At 44.1% G+C, this 18,746-nt stretch carries 15 protein-coding genes, 7 tRNA genes and 1 pseudogene; 5 read left to right on the forward strand and 18 right to left on the reverse strand.

Going from position 1 to position 18,746, the window contains the following annotated elements; translation table 11 throughout:
* Window positions 1-89: 89 nt before the first annotated feature.
* Window positions 90-761, forward strand: a complete 672-nt coding sequence (locus tag DW904_RS09540; RefSeq protein WP_118579787.1) for an ABC transporter ATP-binding protein — start codon at window positions 90-92, stop codon at window positions 759-761.
* Between the two features lie 15 nt (window positions 762-776).
* Window positions 777-3,422: an ABC transporter permease gene (locus tag DW904_RS09545; protein WP_118579790.1), complete on the forward strand. Its 2,646-nt coding sequence runs from the start codon at window positions 777-779 to the stop codon at window positions 3,420-3,422.
* A 51-nt stretch (window positions 3,423-3,473) separates the two neighbouring features.
* Here the strand turns inward: DW904_RS09545 and DW904_RS22850 are convergent.
* The 17 genes and pseudogenes from DW904_RS22850 to uxaC form a co-directional block, all read right to left on the reverse strand.
* Window positions 3,474-3,578, reverse strand: a pseudogene (locus DW904_RS22850) (DUF6061 family protein); the annotation flags it as partial.
* A 148-nt stretch (window positions 3,579-3,726) separates the two neighbouring features.
* A complete protein-coding gene (ade, locus tag DW904_RS09550; protein WP_118579793.1) occupies window positions 3,727-5,424 on the reverse strand; it encodes an adenine deaminase in 1,698 nt (565 codons plus the stop codon).
* A gap of 252 nt (window positions 5,425-5,676) precedes the next feature.
* Window positions 5,677-6,435, reverse strand: a complete 759-nt coding sequence (locus tag DW904_RS09555) for an RNA polymerase sigma factor region1.1 domain-containing protein (RefSeq protein WP_118579796.1) — start codon at window positions 6,433-6,435, stop codon at window positions 5,677-5,679.
* Between the two features lie 291 nt (window positions 6,436-6,726).
* Window positions 6,727-6,807: transfer RNA gene (locus tag DW904_RS09560), tRNA-Leu, on the reverse strand.
* 62 nt (window positions 6,808-6,869) lie between these two features.
* Window positions 6,870-6,942 (reverse strand) — tRNA-Lys (locus DW904_RS09565).
* Between the two features lie 8 nt (window positions 6,943-6,950).
* Window positions 6,951-7,022 (reverse strand) — tRNA-Gln (locus tag DW904_RS09570).
* An 8-nt stretch (window positions 7,023-7,030) separates the two neighbouring features.
* Window positions 7,031-7,104: transfer RNA gene (locus DW904_RS09575), tRNA-His, on the reverse strand.
* A 5-nt stretch (window positions 7,105-7,109) separates the two neighbouring features.
* A tRNA-Arg gene (locus DW904_RS09580) sits at window positions 7,110-7,183 on the reverse strand.
* Window positions 7,184-7,203: 20 nt separating this feature from the next.
* A tRNA-Gly gene (locus DW904_RS09585) sits at window positions 7,204-7,274 on the reverse strand.
* Window positions 7,275-7,307: 33 nt separating this feature from the next.
* Window positions 7,308-7,382, reverse strand: a tRNA-Pro gene (locus DW904_RS09590).
* 286 nt (window positions 7,383-7,668) lie between these two features.
* A complete protein-coding gene (locus tag DW904_RS09595; RefSeq protein WP_118579799.1) occupies window positions 7,669-8,148 on the reverse strand; it encodes a metallophosphoesterase in 480 nt (159 codons plus the stop codon).
* Window positions 8,145-8,735, reverse strand: coding sequence for an XTP/dITP diphosphatase (locus DW904_RS09600; protein ID WP_118579802.1), 591 nt, complete (start codon window positions 8,733-8,735; stop codon window positions 8,145-8,147). The genes DW904_RS09595 and DW904_RS09600 overlap by 4 nt, the downstream gene beginning before the upstream one ends.
* Complete coding sequence (locus tag DW904_RS09605; RefSeq protein ID WP_118579805.1) at window positions 8,732-9,913, reverse strand: class I SAM-dependent RNA methyltransferase; 1,182 nt, start codon at window positions 9,911-9,913, stop codon at window positions 8,732-8,734. The genes DW904_RS09600 and DW904_RS09605 overlap by 4 nt, the downstream gene beginning before the upstream one ends.
* Before the next feature lie 17 nt (window positions 9,914-9,930).
* Window positions 9,931-10,473, reverse strand: a complete 543-nt coding sequence (gene yfcE / locus DW904_RS09610) for a phosphodiesterase (RefSeq protein WP_118579808.1) — start codon at window positions 10,471-10,473, stop codon at window positions 9,931-9,933.
* Between the two features lie 143 nt (window positions 10,474-10,616).
* Window positions 10,617-10,934 (reverse strand): rhodanese-like domain-containing protein, encoded by a 318-nt coding sequence (locus DW904_RS09615; protein ID WP_118579811.1) that lies wholly within the window; start codon window positions 10,932-10,934, stop codon window positions 10,617-10,619.
* A 127-nt stretch (window positions 10,935-11,061) separates the two neighbouring features.
* Entirely contained in the window at window positions 11,062-12,069 is a 1,008-nt protein-coding gene (locus tag DW904_RS09620) for a LacI family DNA-binding transcriptional regulator (protein ID WP_118579814.1), read from the reverse strand.
* A 59-nt stretch (window positions 12,070-12,128) separates the two neighbouring features.
* Entirely contained in the window at window positions 12,129-13,535 is a 1,407-nt protein-coding gene (uxaC, locus tag DW904_RS09625; protein WP_118579817.1) for a glucuronate isomerase, read from the reverse strand.
* 256 nt (window positions 13,536-13,791) lie between these two features.
* Here uxaC and DW904_RS09630 point away from each other — a divergent pair, with 256 nt between their 5' ends.
* Both DW904_RS09630 and DW904_RS09635 read left to right on the forward strand, forming a co-directional pair.
* Window positions 13,792-15,273 carry an altronate dehydratase family protein gene (locus DW904_RS09630; RefSeq protein ID WP_118579820.1) on the forward strand — a complete coding sequence of 494 codons (1,482 nt, stop codon included), beginning with the start codon at window positions 13,792-13,794 and terminating at the stop codon, window positions 15,271-15,273.
* Between the two features lie 109 nt (window positions 15,274-15,382).
* Window positions 15,383-16,867, forward strand: coding sequence for a tagaturonate reductase (locus DW904_RS09635; RefSeq protein ID WP_118579823.1), 1,485 nt, complete (start codon window positions 15,383-15,385; stop codon window positions 16,865-16,867).
* A 188-nt stretch (window positions 16,868-17,055) separates the two neighbouring features.
* On the opposite strand, the gene DW904_RS22855 is transcribed toward DW904_RS09635, so the two are convergent.
* Window positions 17,056-17,226 carry a hypothetical protein gene (locus tag DW904_RS22855; RefSeq protein WP_173716171.1) on the reverse strand — a complete coding sequence of 57 codons (171 nt, stop codon included), beginning with the start codon at window positions 17,224-17,226 and terminating at the stop codon, window positions 17,056-17,058.
* 524 nt (window positions 17,227-17,750) lie between these two features.
* Here DW904_RS22855 and DW904_RS09640 point away from each other — a divergent pair.
* Window positions 17,751-18,743, forward strand: coding sequence for a Fic family protein (locus tag DW904_RS09640; RefSeq protein WP_118579826.1), 993 nt, complete (start codon window positions 17,751-17,753; stop codon window positions 18,741-18,743).
* Window positions 18,744-18,746: the final 3 nt, after the last annotated feature.

Consider the following 18,746-nt stretch of genomic DNA (forward strand, 5'->3'; position numbering starts at 1 on the left):
ATGTGGAAAGATTCCTATGCGATAATCTGTATGTGTCAAAGGATCATTTCCTTTCATACATACAGATTTTTTCATGGAGGTACTCATTTATGGAAGTTTTACAGGCAAAAAACCTGAAAAAGATTTATGGCTCCGGCAATAACGCAGTTCATGCGTTGGATGGAGTTGATTTAAGTGTAAAGAAGGGCGAATTTGTTGCAATTGTCGGCACATCCGGCTCCGGCAAATCCACGCTGCTGCACATGCTGGGCGGGCTGGATCGCCCTACAAGCGGCACGGTCATGGTGGACGGACAGGATATTTTCTCCCTGAAGGAGGAAGCGCTGACCATCTTCCGCCGCAGGAAAATCGGCTTTGTGTTCCAAGCATATAATCTTGTTCCGGTGCTGAATGTGTATGAAAATATTGTTCTACCCATTGAGCTGGACGGTGGCAAGGTCAATAAGGATTTCGTACAGCAGATCGTGCAGACGCTTGGACTGAGCGACCGTCTGGATGCGCTGCCCAATCAGCTCTCAGGCGGTCAACAGCAGCGAGTAGCCATTGCCCGTGCGCTGGCGGCAGCACCCGCTATCATTCTGGCAGATGAACCCACCGGCAATCTGGATTCCAAAACCAGCCAGGATGTATTGAGCCTTTTGAAAGTCACCAGTCAAAAGTTCGCCCAGACAATCGTAATGATCACTCACAACGAAGAAATTGCGCAGATGGCAGACCGCATTATCCGTATCGAAGATGGTCGGATCGTCTCCCAGAACTAACGGGAGGTGGCTACGATGAATGTCAAAAATCGAAAATGTATTCGAAAACTCAGCTTAAAATCTCTTTATGCGAACCGTCGTCGCAATCTGATCGCCATTTTTGCCATTGCGCTGACAACGCTGCTATTTACGTCCATGTTCACCATTGTCTTGTCACTGAACGCCAGCTATGAAACCTACCAGTTTCGGCAGGTAGGCGGCTATGCACACGGCACCTTTAAGGATGTTTCCCCCGAGCAGGCGGAACGCATCGCTGCCCACCCAAAGGTGAAGGCTACGGGGGTACGGAAGGTAATCGGTATCGCTGCGGAGGGGGGCTTTGTCAAAATACCGGCAGAGATCAGCTACATGGATGCCAACTGCACTAAATGGAGCTATGCAACCCCTACTATCGGACGGATGCCCGAAAGCGGCAAAGAGGTAGCCATGGATACGGCAGCGTTGCAGCTGCTTGGCGTAACGCCGGAGCTGGGCGCCGAGGTCACGGTTTCCTATTCCATTACGGACAAGGATCAAACCGCCTTTACTGTAACAGATACCTTTACGCTGGTGGGCTATTGGGACTATGATGAACTAATGCCTGTTCATTACATCAACATCAGCCGTGATTACGCAGATGACATCGAAGCGCAGGCAGTGAAAACAGGTTTACAGCCTTTCCGCACCGATTTGAATGTCATGCTGGCCTCCGGCACAAACATTCAAGGGCAGATGGAGCAGGTGGATACCGATCTTGGTTACACATGGGACAGCTATACCGATCCCAACAGCGTCCGAATCGGCGTCAATTGGGGATATACCTCATCCCAGCTGGAGTCACAGCTCGATCCAGAGCTGATGGTCGCCATAGCAGCTTTTTTGCTGCTGGTGATTTTCACGGGGTATCTTATCATCTATAACATTTTTCAGATCTCTGTTGCAGGGGATATCCGGTTTTACGGACTTCTGAAAACCATTGGCACAACGCCCCGGCAGCTCAAACGCATCATTCGCCAGCAGGCACTTCTGCTTTGTCTGATCGGCATTCCGGCGGGGCTGCTGCTGGGCTATGGCATCGGCGCTGTTTTGGTTCCTGTTGTCTTGCGCTCCACCCAGTTGGATGCGGGCATCACAACTATCAGCACATCGCCTGTGATCTTCCTTGGTTCTATGCTGTTCGCCTTGTTGACGGTGCTCTTGTCCTGTTCCAAGCCCGGAAAAATGGCAGCTAAGGTCTCTCCGGTGGAGGCTACCAAATATACGGATGCAATGCAGACCAAGAAAAAACAGCGCAGCACCCGGGGAGCCAAGCTCCATCAGATGGCCTTTGCCAATTTGGGACGAAACAAGAAAAAGACGGTGCTGGTGGTGGTGTCTCTGGCACTGTCGGTGACGCTGTTCAATGCACTGTGTGCCTTTGTGGGCGGCTTCAGCATGGAGAAGTATGTATCCTTCATGACCTGCGCCGATTTTATCGTCAGCACGCCCGACTATTTCCGTTACAACCCGGCAGATGAATTCATCACGCCAGAACAAATCGAAGAGATCGCAGCAAACACAAAGGCCAATCTTTCCGGCACGGGATATGCTGTGCGAAAACCCGCATACCTGTGGATGACGGAGGATGCTCTGCGGCAGGACTATGCAAGGTACGAAAGTGCTGAGCAGTTGGACAGCCATATGAGCCGTCTGGAGCACCGGGGCAATATGGTGATGGGAGATACCAGAATCGAGGCTCTGGATAACAGTCTGTTTGACAAGCTGCAAGTGCTCGACGGAGATATTTCTCCTATGCTGGAGCCAAACAATAACGCTATTGCCATTGCGGTTTCTTTGGATGATTACGGCAATCTGCTCAATCCTGAATACTACCCCAAGGTGGGGGACACGATTACCGCTACCTATGCGGATGATGTGAAATATATCGACAGCCGCACCGGGGAACTCCGCACCGAAGATACACCAGAGGAGTACTTTCAGGCAAAATTGTATGGAGCCAGAGATGTAGAGTACACGGTCTGCGCCTTGGTAGAACTTCCGAATTCCATGAGTTATCGTTATGGTGGTATTGGATATGACGCAGTTTTGTCTGTGGACACCGCACAGAGGGACAGCGGTGGTGCAGCCATTCCGATGCTCTACCTGTTCGACACAGCGGACGAAGTTGACGAGGCCGAAGCAGAGCAATATCTATCGAAGCTCACTGCCGGTGAGTTTTCGCCCTTGATGTATGAAAGCAAGGCCACGGCTCGCTCTGAATTTGCTCAGTTCCGGCAGATGTTCCTTCTGATAGGTGGTATCCTCTGTGCTATCATTGGGCTGGTGGGACTCTTAAATTTCTTCAACGCCATGATGACCGGTATTCTTTCCCGTCGCCGTGAATTTGCTGTGCTTCAGGCTGTAGGAATGACAAACCGGCAGCTCAAAACCATGCTGATCTACGAGGGGTTGTTTTACGCAATGTCTTCTGTAGCGGCGGCCTTTATTTTGTCGCTGGCGGTGGGACCTCTTGCGGGAAAAATGCTGGGCAGTATGTTCTGGTTCTTTGAGTATCGATTCACCATTCTGCCTGTCCTGCTGACAATTCCGGTATTTCTTCTGCTGGGGTGGCTGATTCCTTGCATGATGTATGACAACGCAGCGAAATGCAGCGTTGTAGAGCAATTAAGGGATGCTCAATAACTGTTAAGCAAAAAACGGCCCTCTGCCAATGAAAAGGCAGAGGGCTGAATTTTAATCTAAGAGTTTATATTCAGTTACAGTTTTTAGATAAATTTCGGGATCACCGTTCAATATCAAGTCTGCATATCCAATCGGATCATTGTAGATCAGATAGTCCTTGATCTGGGTGTAGGTTGCCCCATCCTGAAATTCTGACATATCCATATCTTCCAAAGAAACTCAACCCGAATCTTTTTCGAGTCGACCTTGCCCTTGGAAAGCAAAACTACCGTCTCGTACATTGCACTCCCGCAATCCTGGTATCTTATAAAAACTTCCACGCTTCCACATCAAAAACGCCTCTTGGTGTAATTCGGATCTGCGGAATAACCGGCAAAGCCATAAAGGACAGCGTAATAAACGGATCATGACCGTCTTTCACACCCATTTCATGAGCTTTATGGATCATTCGCCCAAGAGTCTCATTGTCTTTCTCAAAACCATTATCACTCATCAGTCCCATTACAGGAAGGGCAAGAGTGTCAAATACTTTATGATTCTCTACGATCGTATAGCCTCCCTGAGTACGCATCAGTTCCCGCACAGCAAGCTCCATGTCCTCATCATTATCTCCGATCACAATAATATTATGGGAATCATGGGATACACTGGACGCAATTGCTCCACCACGGATACCAAAACCTCCGATCACGCCACAGCCGATTTTCCCCGTCATCTTATGACGTTCTACAACTGCAATCTTCTGATAATCGTCATCGGACTGGAATTTGCAGGGACCATCCCCTGCTTTCAGAGTTCCCTTTCTGGTAGTAATCTGTCCTTCTTCTGCCAGAATCACCGGAAAGATTCCATCTGCAGACTCCAGCTGAAATGCCTCTCTGGAAAATTCAGCCACATGCACTGTATTTTTCAATTCAGGGGCACACGGCTTTATAACAATCTTTGCATTTTTATCTACCAATTGCCCTTTAAAGTACACATCTTCTATGGTCACACTGACAAGATCCGAAAGAACCAAAAGATCTGCCTGTCTGCCGGGTGCCACTGCCCCCTTGTCTTTCAGTCCATAACAATTAGCTGCATTGATGGTTGCCATCTTAATAGCGGACACCGGATTCATGCCAAGGCGGATAGCTTTTCGCACGTTATGGTCAATATGCCCTTCCCGCTGGATATCCTCAATATGCTTGTCATCTGTGCAGAAGCAGAATCCGTCACCATTCATGTGTCTCTGTACCAGACCGCCCACAAGTGCCTCAAGATTTCGGGCAGCACTGCCTTCCCTTATGAGAATGGTAAGGCCGTTCCGCCGTTCTCGCATTGCATAATCAAAGAAGCTGCACTCATGGTCCGTAGCAATCCCTGCCATGGCATATGCCTGAAGATCCCCCTCTTCCAGAAACGGAGCGTGGCCATCACGGATTCTGCCTTCAAACAGCTCCAGCTTGTCATGCATGCTTTTCTCGCCCTGTACCACAGAAATGCTGTCCATTACTTCTCCAAGTCCAAGAATCCGGCTGTTATGAAGATAAGGAGCCATATCTTCAGCAGTAAGAGTACATCCATTATCATCAATGGAAGTAGCCGGAACACAGGAAGGCATCATTACGTATACGTTGGCTTTTACATTCTCTGTCTGATCCAGAATATAATCAACTCCTGCCAGACCGGACACATTGGCTGATTCATGGGGATCCACAATAAAAGTGGTAGTTCCATGTCTGGAGGCAACCGTTACCAGTTCAGCCGGTGTAACCAGTGTAGATTCCAGATGAAGATGGCTGTCAATAAATCCCGGACATACATATCTGCCGGCCAGATCACGTTCTTCTTTCCCATGGAAGCTTCCAATTCCTGCTATAATCCCATCCTGTATGGCAATGTCTCCGCGGATGATCTCTTCCGTAAAAACATTCACAATCCTCGCATCCTTCAATACCAGATCTGCCTTTTCCAAACCTCTTGCAATTCTGGAATACTGCTGATATTTTTCCAAATTCATATATATCCTCCTTTCATTTGTCAAATAATATTTATTACGAACAAAAATATTTTGATTATTATTTATGATAGTAACACTTGTACAGTGAAATTTCAATGTAAATTTCAAAACATCCGGAAAAGACAAAAAACACCAGAGATGATTTTTACTTTTAAATCACCTCCGGTGCTTCCATCAATTCTACAGCATTCTTTTCATTTCCGACAGGATAGCCTTATCTCCATAATTTTCCCGGGATTTCACTTGCCATAATTATTTATCGTCTCCTGTAAGACGCAGAATATCCCGGATTTCGTCCACATTCATATCGAGAATAACTGCCAGCTCATCAATGGTAAAACGGTTCTCCCCGTCATCGTCTGTCAGCTCCTTCACTGCGGTTTCCAGCTTCTCCACCTTAGCAACCAGGCAGTCATCCTGGAATTTCTTCTGTGTCTGCTCCTCAATGGCCGCGATAATTCCCTTGCGAAGCTGAAGACGCAGCCAAGCATCATCTTTACGTTCTGTCTCCGGGTCGGAAAGAACCGTGAGCAGCACCACATTCGCCTCCTGAATCAGATCTGCAAGTTGAATCTCTGTACAGTTCATATCAGCGGCCATATTTGCCGCTACCGGCAGATAAATGCTGGTAAGAGCTGCCTCTGCAATGGCATCCCCATCTGCCAGATTCTCAAACAGTGTGTGAAGCATCTCCGGACTTACTTCCTTACCGTTGCTTACCTCTGCCAGGTAATTCTTCAGATATGCTTCTTCCTCTGAAGTAAGCGGGGTGCTGGTTCCTTTTGACTCCGGTTCCGTCTCACCCACTTCCTCTGTCTCCACCGGGGCAGTGTCTCCCTCTATCATAATTCCCTGCAGTTTCAGATACTGCAGTACCTTTAACATCTGACTGGTCTCAAGATCAGTACTTGCAAAATGCTCCCGAATCTGCTCATGCGTCAGCATATTTCCATTCTGCTTTCCAAGCTCACAAATATTCCTTAATTTCTCCTGAAACTGAATAACGTCCATATTATTCCTCCATACTTCTTCGTTGTGTAAACTATAACAAATCCGTCCTGTAAAATCAAGGCATTACTGTTCACAGTAACGCGCTTCGCGATGCACAGAAAGACGAACCTTCTTGTGACAAGCACAAGAAGTAGCGTTTGCTGCGCAAACTTAACTCTCGGGTTTTCTGTGAACTTTCTTCACAAAAAACATCTCGCGGAACGTTACCAGTGAACAGCAACAAGCAAGTAAAAAAATGACCCAGATCTAATTTTCATCTCGAAAATCCGATCCAGATCATTCCTCATTTCCTGCGGATGACAGGACTTGAACCTGCACGTCGTAAACACCAGAACCTAAATCTGGCGCGTCTGCCAATTCCGCCACATCCGCATATATATTATTTAAAAAACCGGAATGCCCTAATCATAAGGCTTCCGGTTCTCATTCGCAAGTGAAGCATCGGGGATTCGAACCCCGGACAACTTGATTAAAAGTCAAGTGCTCTACCAACTGAGCTAATGCTCCATATAGGACTGGGCTAGCTGGATTCGAACCAGCGAATGCAGCAGTCAAAGTGCTGTGCCTTACCGCTTGGCGATAGCCAAAGGCAAAGGGTGGATACAGGGATTCGAACCCTGGGCCTCCAGAGCCACAATCTGGCGCGCTAACCAACTGCGCTATACCCACCACAGCGTGTCAGAAGGGATTCGAACCCCCGACCCACGGCTTAGAAGGCCGTTGCTCTATCCAGCTGAGCTACTGACACATATCTCTCTTCATCAGAGAAGCGGGTGATGGGAATCGAACCCACGTATCTAGCTTGGAAGGCTAGTGTTCTACCATTGAACTACACCCGCATTTACGCTGAAACGGTAATGTTGTTACAGCAGTCGGGGTGACAAGATTCGAACTTGCGGCCTCCTGGTCCCAAACCAGGCGCTCTAGCCAAACTGAGCCACACCCCGATGTCTTACAACATCATTTCTATGAAGTTGTCGTTCCTTGTGCTCTCAAGAATTTCTTTTCTCTCGCTCAAGGCAAGAGTTATTATATTATATGGTCTCCCATTTGTCAACACCTTTTTTATAAATTTTTATATTTTTTTCGAAAAAAGATGTAATTCCCGAAAACCCGCTAAAAATGCGTTTTCAAGCCCTCCACCACCTGCATTTTTCTCTTTTTCGACTATTTTCAAAAAAATATTTCAAAAAACATTTCATTTCCACAGTCAAACATACAGGTATTTTTCAGTTACAAATACCGAATTTCAATTTCCGGCTCTTCCCCTTTATACAGCTCCATCACCGCATAACTTGGTCTGCGGCCTTCCTGTCTCGGAAAAGAAAGGCTTCCCGGATTGATCACCAGTACACCATTTTTCTTCTCCACCACTGGCTTATGGGTATGTCCAAAGCAAATAATCTCACAGCCTCTGGCTGCCGCCTCTTCCGAAACCCCATAAAGATCCATGGACACACCATAATTGTGCCCATGAGTCACCATGATCTTATGTCCTTCCAGCAAAATCTCATCCTCTCTTGGAAGATCACTGAAAAAATCATTATTTCCTGCCACAATGGTACAGGGACATTCTGCCAGCGCTTCAATAAAAAATTCCCTGCCCTCCACGTCGCCGCAATGAATCAGATAGTCAAAGGGTTGCTCCAAAGCTACTGCCATCTCCAGTGACTCATCTCTCCCATGAGTATCACTGACAACCAGCACCTTCATCGTAATTCTTCCTTTATTGCCTGCAAAGCTTTTCCTCTGTGGCTGATTTTATTTTTTTCTTCCATAGACAGCTCTGCAGATGTACAGCCATATTCCGGCAGGAAAAAGATAGGATCATAGCCAAATCCATTGGCACCCTTTTCCTCATATCCAATACGGCCTTCCATGGTTCCACGCACAGTTTCCACTCTTCCGTCTGGAAAGGCAGCTGCAATAGCGCAGACAAAACGGGCTGTACGCTGCTCATCCGGCACGCCATCCAGTCTCTGGATCAAATTTGCATTCTTAATATGATAGTCTGTATTCTCGCCCATATAACGAGCAGAATACACTCCCGGCTCTTTATTCAGATAATCAATCTCAAGCCCCGAGTCATCTGCAAGTACAATTTCGCCATCACTGGTAAGCTTGCTGATGGCAGTCGCCTTGATCACTGCGTTTTCCTCAAAGGTTTTGCCATCTTCCACAATATCAGCCTGAATCCCGGCTTCTTTCATAGATACCACTTCTGCATCCAGATCTGCCAGAATTTTTCGGATTTCTTTCATTTTATCCGCATTTCCTGTTGCAAAAATTATTTTCTTCATTTATCAGTGCCCTCTTTCTTTTCCTGTGCCGCGCGTCTTGGAGGCTTTGGTCCCAGGAACTGGTAAAAATACGTTTTCAGCATTCCGTTATAGATTTTACGGTTCTTATCCGCCTTGCGTCCAATGTCATTCTCAGCTTTGTCATAAGAAGTGATCAGGTACATAGACCACTTATCCAGGCCGCGGTAGCTCTCACCGATCTCGCGGTAAAGCTGCGGCAAAGCTGCTTTTTCTTCCAGACGCTCACCATAAGGTGGATTCGTAATGATAAATCCGTAAGGCTTCGGGTGATGAAGATCCTTCACAGGACGCTGCTGAAAATGGATCAGGCTTTCTACCCCCGCCATTTTCGCATTTGCCCTGGCTGCCTTCAGTGCCTCAGCATCTATGTCATAGCCCTGAATATCTGTCTCGATTTTCAGATTCACTCTGTCCTGAGCCTCTTCTACAGCCTCATACCAGCATCTTCTCGGCACAACCTGCTTCCAGTCCTCTGCAAGGAAAGAACGGTTCATACCCGGTGCAATATCTGCAGCCATCATAGCCGCCTCGATTGGAAAAGTACCGCTTCCGCAAAAGGGATCCACAAGACTTCTGTCCTTTTTCCACGGAGTTAACATAATCAATGCGCTGGCAAGAGTCTCTGTAATAGGTGCCTTCACGGTCATCTGACGATACCCTCTCTTATGAAGAGAAACACCGGAAGTATCGATTCCAATAGTTGCCACATCCTTCATAAACGCCACGCGGATAGGAAAACTTGCTCCATCCTCCGGGAACCAGGACACGTTATATACGCCCTTCAGACGCTCTACAATGGCTTTTTTCATAATAGACTGGATATCAGACGGGCTGAACAGCTTACTCTTCACTGAATTGGCTTTCGCAATCCAGAATTTGCCATCTGCTGGAATGTAACGTTCCCATGGCAAAGCTTTCGTTGCCTCGAAAAGCTCATCAAATGTCTCAGCTTTCACTTCCGCAATCTTCAGAAGAATACGCTCTGTAGTGCGCAGAAAAACATTGGCATCTGCAATTCCCTGGGCATCTGCCAGGAAAGTAACCTTGCCATCCTCCACCTTGCTGATCTCATATCCCAGATCCAGTATTTCTCTTTTCAAAACCGCTTCCAGGCCAAAATGGCAGGGAGCGATCAGTTCAAATCTTTCTGTACTCATTCACCGTTTTTCCCTTCTTAAAGCACTATGCTTTTTACAATATTTCCTTCAAAATCCATGATGGAAAAAACACCGTTCTCAAGCACCGCATAGGTAGGCGGATTTCCTTCTTTCGGAATGGATACGGAACCCGGATTCAAAAGAATGTATCCCTCCATCTGCTCTGCTTTCAGCACATGGGTATGACCATGGATCAGAATATCTCCCTCGCATAAAGGCGGAAGGTTATTCTGATTATAAACATGTCCATGCGTCGCATAAAGTGTCTTGCCGTCAATTGACAGAATACAGTAATCTGCCATCACCGGAAACTCCAGAACCATCTGATCCACTTCTGCCTCACAGTTACCGCGCACAGCATAAATTTTGTCTTTCATGGCATTCAGCATGGGAATTACCTGCTTAGGTGCATATTCTTTTGGCAGATCATTTCTTGGTCCGTGATAAAGCAGATCGCCCAGCAGAACCAGGCGCTCTGCCCCTTCTTTCTCAAAAGCATCCAGCATTTTCCTGCAATAGTAAGCAGAACCATGGATGTCAGAAGCAAACATATATTTCATAAACTTGGTTTCTCCTCTGTTTTTAGTGTTCGAATTGTCTCTCTCCTTTTCGGTTTACATAACCTCATGAAAAGGACATTTTTCTTCTTTACATTATCATGCCTTGATGGAAATTACAAGATAGTACTCTTTTGAATTTTTTCTCATATATCGCATATCAGATTTCTCCCTCTGTACTCCTTCATTCCCCCGATCACCGTTTTTGTCTTATATCCATTTCGCGCCAGAATCCTGGCCGCCTGAAGACTTGCCCCGCCCCGGTCGCAATACAGCACCAGTATTTTCCCTTTTGGAAAATCATATGTCTGCATTTCTTCAAACTTCTCATATGGCACATTTACCGCTCCCTTTATATGTCCGGTATGGTACTCTTTCGGATTTCTTAAATCTATAAGAAAGGAATCTTTCCGTCCAACATAATAATCCAGCATTTTTCCGGAAATCGGCTCTACAGGAAACATGGAAAATCCCCTTTTTTATCAGTATATCCGCAAATACAAAAAAGGTGCCAAAATGCACCTTTTTTAAGTATTGCTTTTCGCAACCTCCGCAGGGGACTTACTTGATTCGGTTAAATATGAAACAAGATCAGAAATCCGTTGTACATCTGCGGACTATTTCGCATGGAACACACACATTCTTTTCAATTTGTATTTCTCTCTCAAGAAGGTCTATCATCCGTTCCACTGTCTTTTTGCACATTACCCCCAGCTTACTGTCCACCGATGTAAGCTCAGGATCACTGCTGATTGCAAGAATTGAGTTATTATATCCGACGACCGCCAGTTCCTCAGGAATCGCCAGTCCCTTAATCTTTGCATACTTTACTGCTCCGATTGCAATTCCATCCTCCGTTGCAAGGACGCTGTCGAAATCGAGGGTCCGGTTGTATTCAAGCAGCATATCCCGCGTATATTCAATGTCATTTTTGGTCTTGAATTTCAGATTTCCACGAATGGGATATCCGGCATCCTGCAATGCAGCTTCGTATCCCGCCATTTTCTGCCTGGCACTGTAGGATTCTGAATCATACATAAAAAGAATTTTCTCTTTTCCTCTCCGAATAAAGGCTTTCGTCACTTCATAAGTAGCCTGAAAATCATCCGCATAGGTGCAGTAAATATTATCGCCTGAAACCTTTGCGTTAATCATAAATATGGAAACCTGTTCCGCTGCCTCCCGAATATAATCTGTGTCAGATTCATCTTTACCATTTCCTGCATATGTAGAACCAACCAGTATCAGCGTGTCTATTTTCTTAGACAAAAGGAGTCTGACATAATCCTCCTTTTCTTCCTGTTTAAATCCGCTGCAGCCAAGAATACAGTCATATCCATGAGCATGAAGATTTTGCTCCAGATAAGATACTGCTTTTGCCATATAGATATCGTCAATATTTGGACAGATGATTCCTACTGTTTTCATCGACCCAAGACCAAGGCCTCTGGCAAACGCATTCGGCGTGTATTCATTTTCTTTCATAACCGCAAGAACCTTTTCTTTTGTCTTCGGGCTGACTTTCGGACTGTTATTGACCACTCTGGATACTGTTGCGATGGAAACATTTGCCAGCTTTGCAATATCATATATATTCACTATCGTTCTCCTGTTCGTTCTGGTAATAATAGAAAATAAGCTTTCTGATATCAATCATTTTACAGGTCAAACCCAAAATAGTCTACTGCATTATTGTATGAAATTCCACACACGATTTCCTTTAAAGTCTTATAATCAGCCGGATATTCTCCATTTTCCACCCATCCGCCAATAAGCTCGCAAAGAATTCTGCGGAAATACTCATGTCTGGTATAGGACAAAAAGCTTCTTGAATCAGTAAGCATGCCAACAAAGTTTGCAAGCAGTCCCAGATTTGCAAGTGATGTCATCTGTGCGATCATACCTGTTTTGTGATCGTTGAACCACCATGCACTTCCCTGCTGAATTTTACCTGCTGCCTCTGTTCCCTGGAAGCAGCCAAGGATTGTTCCAATTGCTTCATTGTCATTGGGATTCAGGGAGTACAGGATTGTCTTTGGAAGTTCATTTGATGCGATCAGAGAATTCAGGAAATCTGCTGTCTGAGCACTTGGCGCATAGTTATTGATGCAGTCATATCCGGTATCTGGTCCGAGCTGCTCATACATAAATGCATTGTTGTCTCTCTTGCATCCATAATGGATCTGCATTACCCAGTTCTTTTTCTGATATTCTTTTCCAACAAACTGCATAAAAGCTGTCTTGAAGATCATTTCTTCTTCTCTTGAAATGCTTTCGCCATTCAGTCTCTTTTTAAAGATCTCATTTACTTTTTCTTCTGCTGCAGGCGCATACATAACATATTCCAGTGCATGGTCAGATACGCTGCATCCCATCTGTGCAAAGAATTCCATTCTCTTAAGAAGGGCTTCTTTCAGATCTGCGAAATCAGCAATTTCAACGCCACTGACCTGTGAAAGCTTTTTCATGTATTCCGGATATTCCGGTTTTTCCAGATTCATTGCCTTGTCCGGACGCCATGCAGGAAGCACTTTCACCTCAAAGCTGTCATCCTCTGCAAGAACTTTATGCCATTTCAGATCATCTACCGGATCATCTGTTGTGCAGATTAATTTTACATTGGACTTGCGGATAATGTTTCTTACAGACATATCATCTTCCTGAAGCTTTTTGTTGCACAGGTTCCACACTTCTTCAGCTGTATCTCCGTTCAGATATCCTGTATATCCGAAATATCTCTGCAATTCCAGATGGCTCCAGTGATAGAGCGGATTTCCGATTGCTTTCCCAAGAGTTTCTGCCCATTTCTGGAATTTTTCACGATCACTGGCACCACCTGTAATGTAGTACTCATCTACTCCATTTGATCTCATCTGACGCCATTTATAATGATCGCCACCAAGCCACACCTGGGTAATATTCTCAAACTTACGATCCTCTGCAATTTCCTGGGGATTGATATGGCAATGGTAATCTACAATTGGCATTGTCTCTGCATACTCATGAAATAACTTTTTTGAAGTTTCTGTTGAAAGTAAAAAATCTTTGTCCATAAATGCTTTCATAAAATAATTCTCCTCTCCTTTCTATCCGTTTCAGCAAATGTAAGGTCTTACATTTTATTTACAGTATACGACAAATAAGTATCATTTTCAATTCACGAAGTATTTGCAGAACAGACAAATTTTCGCACTACACATTGTGTATTTTTACCATTTTCAGCTTTTTTTCCATTTCCTATTGACGTTCCCGTTTTGTTGATGTAATTTGTATGTAAGCTCTTACATACATTATTTTCACATAAAGGAGGTTGTTGATTTCTTGAAATCTTTTATTAAAATTAATCCTTCAGATAATGTAGCCGTTGCGCTTCAGCCTCTGGCGAAAGGCACTGTGATCAAACTTGATAACTCCACACTCACTCTTACAGAAGAAATCATGCAGGGACACAAGTTTGCATTAAAAAGTCTCAAGCCTGGTGATTCCATTATTAAATATGGTAATCCCATTGGACGTGCAACCGCAGAAATTCCTGCAGGTTCCTGGATTCATACTCACAATTTAAAAACAGGGCTGGGAGATCTTCTTACTTATACATATAACAAAACTATCACAGAGCTTCCACACCGGGAGCCAAAGTTCTTCCAGGGCTATCGCAGAAAAAACGGTGGTGTTGGTGTACGCAATGAAATTTGGATCATTCCTACAGTAGGCTGCGTTAACAATGTGGCATCTGCTATTGAACGAGCCACACAGAAGTACATGACAGACCAGATTGATGGTGTCTGTGCTTTTCCACATCCTTACGGATGTTCCCAGATGGGTGATGATCAGAATAACACACGTCAGATTCTTGCTGATTTAGTGAACCATCCTAATGCAGGCGGTGTTCTGGTTCTTGGACTTGGCTGCGAAAACAGCAACATCGATGAATTAAAGAAATTTATCGGGGACTATGATCCTGAGCGTGTACGTTTTCTCGTTGCCCAGGAATGCGAAGATGAGATCCGTGATGGTATTGAAATTGTCAAAGAACTGATTTCCTATGCCTCCTCATTTAAACGTGAACCAATCAGTGCATCTGAACTGGTGATCGGTATGAAATGCGGCGGCTCTGATGGTTTGTCCGGAATCACGGCAAACCCTACTGTTGGTGCATTTTCTGACAAACTGATTTCTATGGGAGGATCTACAATTCTTACAGAAGTTCCTGAAATGTTCGGTGCTGAGGAATTACTTATGAACCGCTGCGAGACAGAAGATCTGTTCAACCAGACAGTTGCCCTTGTCAACGATTTCAAAAACTATTTTAAAAGTCACAACCAGACCATTTATGAAAATCCTTCTCCTGGAAACAAAAAAGGCGGTATTTCCAGTCTGGAAGATAAATCTCTCGGATGTACGCAAAAATCCGGAAGTGCACCTGTCATGGGAGTTCTTTCTTATGGAGAACCTGTAAAGGAAAAAGGATTAAACCTGCTGAGTGCACCTGGCAATGATCTTGTCGCCTCTACTGCCCTTGCTGCATCCGGTGCACACATTGTACTTTTTACCACCGGACGCGGAACACCATTTGCAAGTCCTGTACCTACAGTAAAAATCTCCACAAATAACCAGCTTGCAAAAAAGAAGCAGAACTGGATTGATTTCAACTGTGGAGTCATGGTAAATGATACTCCTCTTGATGAGCTTTCAGAAAATCTTCTGGATTTTGTCCTTGAGATTGCATCCGGAAAGAAATCAAAATCCGAAGAAGCAGGTTTCCATGATATGGCAATCTTCAAACAGGGCGTTACTTTATAAAACATAAATCGAATTGCGGAAGCAGCGTAGCTGCGTAGCAATCCGGATATCAAATGAGTGTCAAAAGACCTTTTAACACTCATATCATTATATATGAGGAAAAATGAAAATGAAAAAATTATCTTATGCTGTTTTAAAAGAACAGGGCTATGATGGATACCTTCTTGAATCAGCGCCGGAACGTGTACTTCAGTTTGGTGAAGGAAACTTCCTCCGTGCATTTGTAGATTATTTTATAGATGAGTTAAACGAAAAAGCCGGATTCAACTCCAAAGTTGTTCTGTGCCAGCCAATCGCTCCAGATCTCGATGACAGGTTCAACGAACAAGAGGGTCTTTATACCTTATTTCTCCGTGGATTCCAGGATGGCAAAAAAATAAATAAAAAGCGTGTTATCTCCTGTGTAAGCCGTTGTCTCAATCCATATAAGGATTTTGAAGCAGTTCTCGCATGTGCAGATAACCCGGACCTCCGTTTTATCGCATGTAATACAACAGAAGCCGGAATTACTTATGATTCTTCCTGTCAGTTTACTGATGTTCCGGCTGGCAGCTATCCTGGAAAACTTACTCAATTTATGTATCGCCGTTTCCAGAAATTCGGTCAGGAAGCCGGCAAAGGATTTATCATTCTTTCCTGTGAGCTGATCGATGATAATGGAAAAGAGCTTGAAAAATGTGTATTAAAATATGCTGAACAGTGGAATCTTGGTGAAGACTTTATCAACTGGATCAAAGCTGAAAACATCTTCTGCTCTACACTTGTAGACCGTATTGTAACAGGTTATCCAAGAAATGAAGCTGCTGCAATCTGTGAAGAACTTGGCTATAAAGATAACCTGATCGACACAGGTGAAATCTTCGGCTTCTGGGTAATCGAAGGACCTCAGTCAATCAAAGACGAATTCCCGGTTGACAAAGCGAACCTTCCAATCCTGATCACAGACAATCACAAACCATACAAGCAGAGAAAAGTACGTATCTTAAATGGTGCTCATACCTCCTTTGTACTGGGTGCTTACCTTGCAGGACAGGATATTGTCAGAGACTGCATGAACGACGATGTGATCTGTGGATTTATGAACAAAACTATTTATGATGAGATCATCCCTACTCTGGACCTTCCAAAAGCAGAGCTCAAAGATTTTGCCGCTGCTGTTACAGAACGTTTCAAAAACCCATTTATCGATCACGCTCTTCTTTCCATTTCTCTGAACTCTACATCCAAATGGAAAGCACGTGTTATGCCGTCACTCAAAAAATATGTTGAACGCAAAGGTACACTTCCTGCATGCATCACAGCTTCTTTCGCCTTCTACATTGCATTCTATAACGGATATGCTATGAGCGAAGACGGACTTACAGCCAAAAGAGCAGCTAATGAATACACTGTAAAAGATGACAAAGCAGTTCTCGAATTCTACCTTGCACATAAAGATGATTCCGCAGCGGATCTTGTTCATGCAGTCTGCACCAATACTTCCTTCTGGGGCGAAGATCTGACACAGATTTCCGGATTTGAAGCAGCTGTATGCAATTACTTAACTCAGATCCGTGAAAATGGTGCGTATGAAGTAATGAAAGCACTGGCTTAAATATATTACTGAATCATAAGTTCTTTCCATGATTGAAAGCGACGGTGCAGGACGCGTGCAACGTTAGAGCGTGTCTGAAAAAGGCTCTGGATTTCCTTCCGCATTGCTCATCAAAAACCTCCGGCATACATTAAACCTCCCAACATGGGCGCAGAGTCAACAGACCCTGCGCCCTTTCTTAAAATATTTTAATATCTGGAAGTAGTATCTTCCCCAGACTCGTAAGAATTACGACTCTTGTTTTTGCTGCTGTTTTTTGAGTAAGAATTCTTGCAATCCTGAGAATTCATCTCATTTTCATAAGATCTGTTTGTTGAATTTTTGCTGTTCTTGTTTTCAGACTCATAATTTTTTGCCATTTGAGTATTCCTCCTGTTGAATGCCGCTGTTCGCGTTCTGTTCCGCACCCAGCAGCTGTTTTCAGATTACTTTGTGTATTGTAACCAATTGCAGAAAGAATATTCATCAAAATGATATTGCTTTTTTTTCCAATTTATATTATAATTGGCTTTGTAAAAGAATTTACCCTTCAAAAATTTTTTTACATAACCCCTTATTTAATTATTTATACTCCCCTCGAAATACCCGGTAGCTCCCCTACCGGGTGTTTCTCTTTGGATTTATAAGGGTTTGCGGGATTTTGGGGTTCACCATTCTTGTAATATTTCTGTAACATTTACCCCTCGTACCCAAAATATACCCAAGATTGCATTTCAAGTACCCAAATCAGTTTCCTCCGACGCAAAAATGAGGGCAGCTTTTAACCACCCTCACTCAAATTCTTCAAAAACAGAAATTGTTTTTTTCTTTTTTCCCATGTATAATTAAGCAAGAAAATACGCAAGTTAATAAGCAAGTTAATCATTATACACGGAGGTATTTTATGGGAGATTACGCACCACCTTTTACCATTACCAACAAAATACTAACATATGTGTCCTCTATTTCAGAAAAAATCGGACGCATTACAGCTACCAGCAGCCTTGAATCCAAGCCGCACCTTAGACGAAACAACCGCATTAAATCCATCCACTCATCTCTGAAAATTGAAGCCAACTCCCTTTCTTTAGGACAAGTCCGGGATGTAATAGGGGGAAAAACAGTTCTTGGAAAACAAACAGAAATACAGGAAGTAAAAAACGCATACGAAGCTTATGAACGCCTGTCAGAAATCGACCCTTACAGTATCAAAGATTTAAAAACATTTCACGGCATAATGACCAGATATCTTGTAAATGAATCTGGGGACTTCAGACATGGGGAAGAAGGCGTTTTTAATGGTGACCAGTGTATTTTCATGGCTCCACCCGCACACCTTGTTCCAGAATTAATGAATGATCTTTTTAACTGGATGAATAAATCCAGAAACACGATCCATCCTTTGATTCTTGCCAGCGTGTTCCACTATGAATTTGTTTTTATCCATCCATTTTCTGATGGAAATGGCAGAATGGCAAGGCTATGGCACACCGCTATTCTCGCAAAATGGAAGCCTATATTTGAATATATTCCTATCGAAAGCCAGATTGAGAAATTCCAGACTGAATATTATGACGCAATCGCCCAATGCCATAGGGCAGGCTCTTCCACTGACTTTATTGAATTTATGCTGTCACAGATTGATAAAATTCTGGATGACATCCCGGCCCAAATCAATGAAGAAAACCATTTGCTCTCAGATTATGTTCAGAAACTACTTTCTGTAATGGAATATGACATTCCTTATACCAGCAGCGCACTAATGGAAAAACTAGATTTGAAATCAAAAGAAACTTTCCGAAAAAATTATTTACATCCTGCTATTAAGCTTAATCTGATCCGTATGACCCTCCCAGATAAGCCCAGGAGCAGAAGTCAGAAATATATTAAGCTTTGAACC

It is taken from the genome of Ruminococcus sp. AM42-11 (assembly GCF_003480145.1).
Taxonomy (GTDB): Bacteria; Bacillota; Clostridia; order Lachnospirales; family Lachnospiraceae; genus Blautia_A; species Blautia_A faecis.

What these genes read in the sequence shown, in the direction of transcription:
- DW904_RS09595 (WP_118579799.1), bottom strand. Translation starts at nt 8,148, where the DNA reads ATGAAGGTGCTGGTTGTCAGTGATACTCATGGGAGAGATGAGTCACTG.
- DW904_RS09600 (WP_118579802.1), bottom strand. Translation starts at nt 8,735, where the DNA reads ATGAAGAAAATAATTTTTGCAACAGGAAATGCGGATAAAATGAAAGAA.
- DW904_RS09555 (WP_118579796.1), bottom strand. Translation starts at nt 6,435, where the DNA reads ATGGACGTTATTCAGTTTCAGGAGAAATTAAGGAATATTTGTGAGCTT.
- DW904_RS09640 (WP_118579826.1), top strand. Translation starts at nt 17,751, where the DNA reads ATGGGAGATTACGCACCACCTTTTACCATTACCAACAAAATACTAACA.
- DW904_RS22855 (WP_173716171.1), bottom strand. Translation starts at nt 17,226, where the DNA reads ATGGCAAAAAATTATGAGTCTGAAAACAAGAACAGCAAAAATTCAACA.
- DW904_RS09635 (WP_118579823.1), top strand. Translation starts at nt 15,383, where the DNA reads ATGAAAAAATTATCTTATGCTGTTTTAAAAGAACAGGGCTATGATGGA.
- DW904_RS09615 (WP_118579811.1), bottom strand. Translation starts at nt 10,934, where the DNA reads ATGTTTCCTGTAGAGCCGATTTCCGGAAAAATGCTGGATTATTATGTT.
- yfcE (WP_118579808.1), bottom strand. Translation starts at nt 10,473, where the DNA reads ATGAAATATATGTTTGCTTCTGACATCCATGGTTCTGCTTACTATTGC.
- DW904_RS09540 (WP_118579787.1), top strand. Translation starts at nt 90, where the DNA reads ATGGAAGTTTTACAGGCAAAAAACCTGAAAAAGATTTATGGCTCCGGC.
- DW904_RS09545 (WP_118579790.1), top strand. Translation starts at nt 777, where the DNA reads ATGAATGTCAAAAATCGAAAATGTATTCGAAAACTCAGCTTAAAATCT.
- DW904_RS09605 (WP_118579805.1), bottom strand. Translation starts at nt 9,913, where the DNA reads ATGAGTACAGAAAGATTTGAACTGATCGCTCCCTGCCATTTTGGCCTG.
- uxaC (WP_118579817.1), bottom strand. Translation starts at nt 13,535, where the DNA reads ATGAAAGCATTTATGGACAAAGATTTTTTACTTTCAACAGAAACTTCA.
- ade (WP_118579793.1), bottom strand. Translation starts at nt 5,424, where the DNA reads ATGAATTTGGAAAAATATCAGCAGTATTCCAGAATTGCAAGAGGTTTG.